The sequence below is a fragment of the Bradyrhizobium sp. GW821-FHT13H06 genome (assembly GCF_058803975.1).
Genome location: NZ_JBXAPN010000022.1, coordinates 1 through 6,120, shown reverse-complemented (window position 1 = coordinate 6,120; position 6,120 = coordinate 1). Strand labels below are relative to the sequence as shown.

Genomic DNA, 6,120 nt, shown 5'->3' with positions numbered 1-6,120 from the left:
GCGAACCAGCTGACTCTGAGCGGGACGGCTTCGGCGGGCGGTACGGTTCAGATATACGACGGCACGAAGCTGGTCGGGACGGTTACCTCCGATGCCAACGGTGCATGGTCGTTTGCGACCGGCGTTCTGACCGATGGCGACCATTCGTTCTCGTCCAAGGCGGTCAATTCCGTCGGGAATGCAAGCGCGGCTTCTGGTGCGCTGCTGGTGACGATCGACACGGTTGCGCCGACCGCGCCGAAGATCGTGTCGAATGTCGTTGGTGCGAGCAACACGACGGTCGTCTCCGGCACAGCGGAGGTGGGCAGCAAGGTCGCGTTGTACGAAGGTTCGACACTGCTCGGCACGGGCGTGGCCGATGCCCAGGGTAGATGGAGCGTGCAGACCGCCTCGTTGACGGTCGGTGCGCACCATTTCGTGGCAACGGCGACCGATGCCGCCGGCAACGTCAGCCAGCTCTCGAGCACCTTCGATCCGGTGATCGGAACGGTGATCGAATCGGCCGGGTCCGTGAACCTGGTGCAGGTCGGCAAGAACTTCTATCTGTCGAGCGGCGGTACCGATCTCGTGCTGAAGTACGGCGGCGTCGTCTTCGTGGACGGCCAGTTCGGTGCCTGGAAGCCGCTTGGCGTCGAGGCGACGGCGACCGGATATAACGTCGCCTGGAAGAACACGTCCTCGGGGCTCTATACTGTCTGGAGCGTCGACAAGAACGGCAACTGGGCCAGCGACCTGCTCAGCAACGTGTCGGGAAGCAACACTGCGTTCAAGGCGATTGAGGGCCTTCTGAACCAGGACCTCAATGGCGACGGCACCATCGGAGTTCCGGCCGCGCCGTCCGGGGGCACCGCGACCAAGACGATCGAATCGATCGGGGACACCAGCCTGTCCCAGGTCGGCAGCAACTACCTCCTGACCCCGGCGTCGGGCGAGGCGGGATTGCTGCTGAAGTACGGTGGCGTGACGTTCGTGGACGGTCAGTTCGGTGCCTGGAAGCCGCTGGGTGTCGAGACGACGGCGACCGGATACGACGTCGCCTGGAAGAACTCCTCGACCGGCCTCTATACGGTCTGGAGCGTCGACAAGAACGGCAACTGGACCAGCGACCTGCTCAGCAGCGTGTCCGGCAGCAGTGCCGCGTTCAAGGCGATGGAAACGCTGTTCCATCAGGATCTCAACGGCGATGGCGTGATCAATACCGCATCGACCGTCATCGACGTCACCGGCAAGCTCGCGCTCGATCTGGCCAATATGAGCCAGGCCGCGACCATCGCGGCCGGAGCGTCTCTCGAGCTCACGGGGGCGGTCTCCGGCTCGATCACGTTCAAGGCGGTAACCGGCACGCTGATCCTGGACAAGTCGACGCAGTTCACCGGGAAGATCTACGGCCTGTCAGGCGACGGCAACCCGAACAGCTCGGACATCCTCGATCTCCGGGACATTGCCTATGGGACCGGGACGAAGGTCTCGTTCTCCGGAGACACCTCGGGGGGCCTGCTGACCGTCACCGATGCCCAGAACCATACCGCCCAACTGACGCTGGTGGGGGACTATACCCACTCGACGTTCAATCTCTCGAGCGACGGCGCTGGCGGCACCCTGGTGATTGACCCGCCGATGAGCGGCTTCAACTTTGCGCCCGCGCCGGCGGCAGCGTCGGTGACGACACCACTGGCCCAGCACGACAGCTACACCGGGGAAGGGGACTTCCACGTGCAGGCTACGGCCAGCGCGCAGCCTATCGGTGACGACAATCACGTCCTGCCGGACCAGGCCGCCATCGCCCAGGACGTCCACATCCAGGACATCCAGCACTTCATCCTCAGGTAGGAAGCCAGGCGGCTATCGGCTGGAAGCGTCGGACTTGCAATCCTGGCAAATCGTAAGCATGCGCGATACTCGCGCCGCATCCGCGCGTTTTCTTGCATTCTCCTGCGCGAGCCATTCCCACGAATATGGTTCGATCTTGGTCGCCCGCTTTCGCGACGAGATCGCGTTGTGGTTCTTCTGAGCGGTGTTGCTTGGGGCGGAATCGATTGGCTGGTTCTCGGTTGTCTCGATTGCGTTAAGCCCGTCCGGATTGCCTTCCGCCGCGGTGGTGAGTTCCGGCATTGGACAACCTCCAATAGCGCAGCACCCGGATACCGTCAGGGTCGACGTGATCAACAGCGCGGTCAGCGATTGTCTCATTGAAAAACCACAACTTGGAAACACTCTGAACAACTTTGAAGCAGTTGCTTGCACAAAGTCTAGGTATTTTTCGCTCTTCTTCCGCCAACCCACCGCTGTTTAGTTTGGCAATATAAGCCTCCACAGGCGGACGCGAATGCTGGCTGGAAACAAGATGATGGCGATCATTGTTGTGACGGCCTTGTCACAGAGTGGTGACAATGCGTTCGCATACGTCCCGCACCGCGCGACCGCATTGCCTCCGTTGGGCTTCACCCTGTTTTGTCATGTCCATCTGGATGATTGCGTTGAGAAGGCCGCGTTCGAAAGTTTTTCCAAGAGCTCCGCGGAAAAGAAGTTGCGAAATCTTGACGCGATGAACCAGTTGGTGAATTCTGAGATCCTGCCCCATCCATTTCTGCAAACCGCGTTGCCAAACGAGCGTTGGCTCGTTATGCCGCATTGCGGCTACTGCTACGATTATGCAATCACCAAACGGCATCAGCTCCTGAGAATGGGATGGCCTTCCTCCGCCCTCCAGTTGGCGAACGTCAAGATGAAGACCGGAGAGCACCATCTGGTCCTCGTGGCTGCGATAGATCAGCGCAAGTTTGTATTGGACAACCTGAGTTCCTAGCTGACGCCAATCGAGTTGAAGACCGAGTATACTTGGCTTCGAATGTCGTCTTCGCGGGAGTCTGCCTATTGGCTTGATGCGAGCGTGCCTGATCGCTGATTGGATCAGATCCTGGCGGCATGCCGCCGCAATTGATTTCGGAACGCTGACCGACTATTAACCAATATTAACCATGTTTTCTGTACAGCCGTCGGTTAGATCAACGGAATCTACGTTATGCCCAGTGTTCAAGCCGGTAGTGCGCTCGGCTTCCTGCGCTCTGTTGGCGTCGCGACCCACGTCGACTCCGGGGCGCCAAATTGGACTGATATAAAGTCGATCCTCCGCGAGCTATCCTATCTTGGTGTCAACCAGATCCGAGACGGAACGCCGTTCGATTGGACGTTCTCGGCTTTTGTGACACTCGCAAAAGCGGGCATCAAATTCGATCTTCAGCTCGCCAATCAGTACACTTGGGCGGGCGCCGGCGTCATCGACGTGGCTGCCGACGTAAAGAATGCTGCGCAGTTGCAGAAGCTCGTCCCTGGTAGCGTCATCGCTTTGGAGGGGGCTAACGAATACAACATCAACCATTGGTACTACAACGGCAAGGATTCCTGCGGAAATCTTCAATGGAGCGCTGCGGTAGATGCAGCGCTCAATGCAGCGGTTCAGTCCAACAGCGTGCTGAAGGGTGTTGCCGTGGTCGCATCCTCGACTGCGGGACTATGGTCGATCAGCGGTTCGCTGCCCAACGAAAGCCGCTACGTCGATGCCTCCAATTTGCATGTCTACGCCGGTGTCGGTGAGCAGTTGCAAGCGACACTTGCAGCGGAGGTTGCGCTGGCTCGACAGACAAATCCAGATCGAAGCATCTATATTACCGAGGGAGGCATATCGAGTTCTGGATATGGCAGCTCGCACTCCGGCGTCGCGTCGGAGTACGCCCAGGGAATCATCGATACCAATCTCTTGCTGGACGCGTACAAGAGCGGCGTCGCCAAGACGTTTCTTTACGACCTCATGGACGAGGCCGGCGGGGCTCACGATCGCGAAGCGCATTTCGGACTTTTTCGTGCTGATGGCAGCACGAAGCCCGCGGCGGTAGACATTCACAACCTGACCAGCATTTTGGCTGATCCGGGCACCGGTTCGTCCAAACTGGGAGCGCTGAGCTATTCAATTTCCGGATTACCGTCCACCGCCTCGTCGATGCTGCTGCAGAAGTCGGATGGTACGTTTGAAATCATCGTCTGGAACAGTGGTGTAGCGATTTCAGATGGAAAGACTGATCTCACCGTTCAAAAATCTCTCGTGACGGTCACATTTGCGAGCAGCCAACAGCACGTCAATTTGTACAATCCGATCGTCAGCTCAAGCGCGCTGAAGACGGTGGCGGGCATGCAACAGGTCTCGTTCTATCTTGGAGCCGAGCCGTTCATCGTCGAGGTGCCACCCGTTCCTGCCGCGCCAAGTATCGTTTCGGTATCTCCGGACACAGCGCTGCCCGGTAACCATATAACGAATGCCAAGCAACTTGTGATCTCCGGAAAAGCCCAATCTGCAAGCACGGTGCAGATTTATGACGGAAGTACGAAGTTGGGCACGGTTGGCGTGGGAGCCGATGGCAACTGGTCGTACACGACGACGAAACTCGCCGATGGCAAGCATGTGTTCTCGGCCAAGGCGACCAACGCTGCCGGGAATGGCAGTTCGGCTTCCGCTGCATCTTCGATCACCATCGACACGGTCGTGCCAACCGCACCGAAGATTGTTTCGGATGGTCTTGGATCGAACAACACGATGCTTGTTTCCGGAACGGCCGAAGCAGGCAGCAAGATCGCGGTCTACGAGGGCGCTAGGTTGCTCGGCTCCGGAACGGCGGACGCTCAGGCTCACTGGACCGTCAAGACGGTTTCGCTGGCCTCCGGCGTACACAAGTTCGTGGCGACGGCTACCGATTCCGCCGGCAATGTCAGCCAGCTTTCGAACGTCTTCGATCCGGTGATCGGAACGGTGATCGAATCGGCCGGGTCCGTGAATCTGGTGCAGGTCGGCAAGAACTTCTATCTGTCGAGCGGCGGTACCGATCTCGTGCTGAAGTACGGCGGCGTCGTCTTCGTGGACGGCCAGTTCGGTGCCTGGAAGCCGCTTGGCGTCGAGGCGACGGCGACCGGATATAACGTCGCCTGGAAGAACACGTCCTCGGGGCTCTATACTGTCTGGAGCGTCGACAAGAACGGCAACTGGGCCAGCGACCTGCTCAGCAACGTGTCGGGAAGCAACACTGCGTTCAAGGCGATTGAGGGCCTTCTGAACCAGGACCTCAATGGCGACGGCACCATCGGAGTTCCGGCCGCGCCGTCCGGGGGCACCGCGACCAAGACGATCGAATCGATCGGGGACACCAGCCTGTCCCAGGTCGGCAGCAACTACCTCCTGACCCCGGCGTCGGGCGAGGCGGGATTGCTGCTGAAGTACGGTGGCGTGACGTTCGTGGACGGTCAGTTCGGTGCCTGGAAGCCGCTGGGTGTCGAGACGACGGCGACCGGATACGACGTCGCCTGGAAGAACTCCTCGACCGGCCTCTATACGGTCTGGAGCGTCGACAAGAACGGCAACTGGACCAGCGACCTGCTCAGCAGCGTGTCCGGCAGCAGTGCCGCGTTCAAGGCGATGGAAACGCTGTTCCATCAGGATCTCAACGGCGATGGCGTGATCAATACCGCATCGACCGTCATCGACGTCACCGGCAAGCTCGCGCTCGATCTGGCCAATATGAGCCAGGCCGCGACCATCGCGGCCGGAGCGTCTCTCGAGCTCACGGGGGCGGTCTCCGGCTCGATCACGTTCAAGGCGGTAACCGGCACGCTGATCCTGGACAAGTCGACGCAGTTCACCGGGAAGATCTACGGCCTGTCAGGCGACGGCAACCCGAACAGCTCGGACATCCTCGATCTCCGGGACATTGCCTATGGGACCGGGACGAAGGTCTCGTTCTCCGGAGACACCTCGGGGGGCCTGCTGACCGTCACCGATGCCCAGAACCATACCGCCCAACTGACGCTGGTGGGGGACTATACCCACTCGACGTTCAATCTCTCGAGCGACGGCGCTGGCGGCACCCTGGTGATTGACCCGCCGATGAGCGGCTTCAACTTTGCGCCCGCGCCGGCGGCAGCGTCGGTGACGACACCACTGGCCCAGCACGACAGCTACACCGGGGAAGGGGACTTCCACGTGCAGGCTACGGCCAGCGCGCAGCCTATCGGTGACGACAATCACGTCCTGCCGGACCAGGCCGCCATCGCCCAGGACGTCCACATCCAGGACCT

At 60.1% G+C, this 6,120-nt stretch carries 4 protein-coding genes; 3 read left to right on the top strand and 1 reads right to left on the bottom strand.

Features of this window, described 5'->3' with window-relative positions:
* Positions 1-1,830 (top strand): Ig-like domain-containing protein (locus tag AC1RQP_RS40030; protein WP_492943262.1); only part of this gene is annotated, 1,830 nt, incomplete at its 5' end.
* A 12-nt stretch (positions 1,831-1,842) separates the two neighbouring features.
* Here the strand turns inward: AC1RQP_RS40030 and AC1RQP_RS40025 are convergent.
* Positions 1,843-2,112, bottom strand: coding sequence for a hypothetical protein (locus AC1RQP_RS40025; RefSeq protein ID WP_492943260.1), 270 nt, complete (start codon positions 2,110-2,112; stop codon positions 1,843-1,845).
* Positions 2,113-2,344: 232 nt separating this feature from the next.
* On the opposite strand from AC1RQP_RS40025, the gene AC1RQP_RS40020 reads away from it, so the two are divergent.
* Together AC1RQP_RS40020 and AC1RQP_RS40015 are read left to right on the top strand one after the other, a co-directional pair.
* Positions 2,345-2,806 carry a transglutaminase-like cysteine peptidase gene (locus AC1RQP_RS40020; RefSeq protein WP_492943258.1) on the top strand — a complete coding sequence of 154 codons (462 nt, stop codon included), beginning with the start codon at positions 2,345-2,347 and terminating at the stop codon, positions 2,804-2,806.
* A 216-nt stretch (positions 2,807-3,022) separates the two neighbouring features.
* Positions 3,023-6,120 (top strand): Ig-like domain-containing protein (locus AC1RQP_RS40015; RefSeq protein WP_492943256.1); only part of this gene is annotated, 3,098 nt, incomplete at its 3' end.

Excerpts from the sequence above, each read along its gene's own strand:
- AC1RQP_RS40025 (WP_492943260.1), bottom strand. The coding sequence starts at position 2,112 with ATGCCGGAACTCACCACCGCGGCGGAAGGCAATCCGGACGGGCTTAAC.
- AC1RQP_RS40020 (WP_492943258.1), top strand. The coding sequence starts at position 2,345 with ATGATGGCGATCATTGTTGTGACGGCCTTGTCACAGAGTGGTGACAAT.